The following is a 1,667-nucleotide window of genomic DNA, read 5'->3' as shown; positions in this document are numbered from 1 at the left end:
GCTCGAGATCCCACAGGTTCAGCCGGTCCATCTCGTCCTGCAGCTTGGCCGACTCGTCCGCCGTCTCGTCGGAATAGTTCATCATCAGCTCGTTGTAGCGCTCGATGATGGCGGTCTTCCTGGCGACGCCGTCCATGACGTTTTCACGCACGGTCTTGCTGTTGTCGAGCTGCGGCTCCTGAGCGAGATAGCCCACGGTCGCGCCTTCGGCCAGCCACGCCTCGCCCTGAAACTCCTTGTCGAGCCCGGCCATGATGCGCAGGATGGTCGACTTGCCCGAACCGTTGGGGCCGAGGATGCCGATCTTGGCGTCCGGATAGAAGGACAGGTGGATGTTGTCGAGCACCTTCTTGGTGCCGTAGGCCTTCGACAGGCCTGACATGTGATAGATGAACTGGCGAGCCACGCGCGCTTTCCCTGAAACTGAACTGTCGAATTGGATGGGGTTGCGCGCTATGTAGGCGATGAAGCGCCGAACGGCAATCGCTTTCGGCACGCCGCGTTCTTCACCAGCCGGCGATCATGCTCGGTTCGGCGGCCAGATCCGGGCCTGGCACGCGCCCTATTGGAACCCTATCGCGTCGACCGTGCCCTTCGGGCAGCCCGCCTTGCTCGTCGGCGCCGAGGCGATCAGCAGGCTGGCGAGCTTGCTGTCGGGGCCGATCGGACCGGAGAGACCGAGCGTCAGCTCGCCGATCAACCGCCTTCCGCTCGACGGATCGACAAGGCAGGAGACGCGCATGCGGTCCCCGGCGCCCTTGCCGAAGGCCTGGTCGAAGGCATTGCGGATCTGCTCCGATGTCAGCTGCTTGCCGATGTTTTTGACAAAGAGATCGCGCACCGGCGAGGCGTTCACCGCGCGCATCAGATTGAGCGCGTCGGAGAAATACTCTTGCTGGCTCTTGCCGTAGCAGGTGCCGTGCTTGATCCATTCATGGCGCTCCAGCTTGGACGCCGTGCCCGGCATCATCTGGTCGAGCTCGGCGCGCGTGTTGGCGTCGAGTTCGACGGGTGGCAAATCTCCCCAATGCGCGGGATTGTCGTTGGCCTTGTCGCCCGCCGACACCTGGCAATAGAAATTGCCGTTCGGCTGCGGCCACAGCCCATGCAGCGTGAAGTGCGAAGCGTCGAATTCGTTGGGATTCTGCGCCTTGCATTCGGGTTTGTTGGCCTTGGTCTCACAGAATGCGGGCTGCCAGCTCAGCGCGAACACATATTCAGGCTTGCCGGAACCAGGTTGCGACGGCTTCATCGGATCAGCCGGCGAGGGCGTGGCGGACGCGCTGCCGCCGATGACATGGCCGCAGTTGATCTTCACCCAGCGTCGCTCCGGATCGGCGCCAGGAACCTGGATGAGATAATGGGTAGGCTCGTCCTTGTTGCCTGCCAGAAGCTGATAGGTCTGTCCCGCTTGGGTAGACACGTTGCCGGAGTTCTTGCCGCTCTTGATGGCTTGCGTTGCCGGACAGGCGCTGTCGGCCACGAAGGTGCCGCTCATCTTCACATCGGCCTGAGCCGCGCCGGCGCCAACCAGGGTCAGAACAACCGAACCCCATACTGCCCAAACCCGCATTCCCGCTCTCCCGGCGATCATCGAACCGTATTGGATTCGGCACATTAGAACAGGCGACGTGTCAGAATTGCGATCTTTGTCGTCGCGCGAAAAT

General features: G+C 62.3%; 2 protein-coding genes. Both read right to left on the bottom strand.

The annotated features are described in order from the left end of the window. A partial coding sequence (locus EOA60_RS31915; protein ID WP_128312550.1) for an ATP-binding cassette domain-containing protein occupies positions 1-406 on the bottom strand: 406 nt, incomplete at its 3' end. 156 nt (positions 407-562) lie between these two features. Continuing rightward, on the bottom strand, positions 563-1,573 hold the full coding sequence (locus tag EOA60_RS31910) for a ribonuclease (RefSeq protein ID WP_127335044.1): 1,011 nt from the start codon (positions 1,571-1,573) through the stop codon (positions 563-565). Between the last annotated feature and the right edge of the window lie 94 nt (positions 1,574-1,667).

Source organism: Mesorhizobium sp. M1A.F.Ca.IN.020.06.1.1 (assembly GCF_004023265.1).
GTDB lineage: Bacteria > Pseudomonadota > Alphaproteobacteria > Rhizobiales > Rhizobiaceae > Mesorhizobium.
This window is presented reverse-complemented; position numbering and strand designations above follow the sequence as displayed.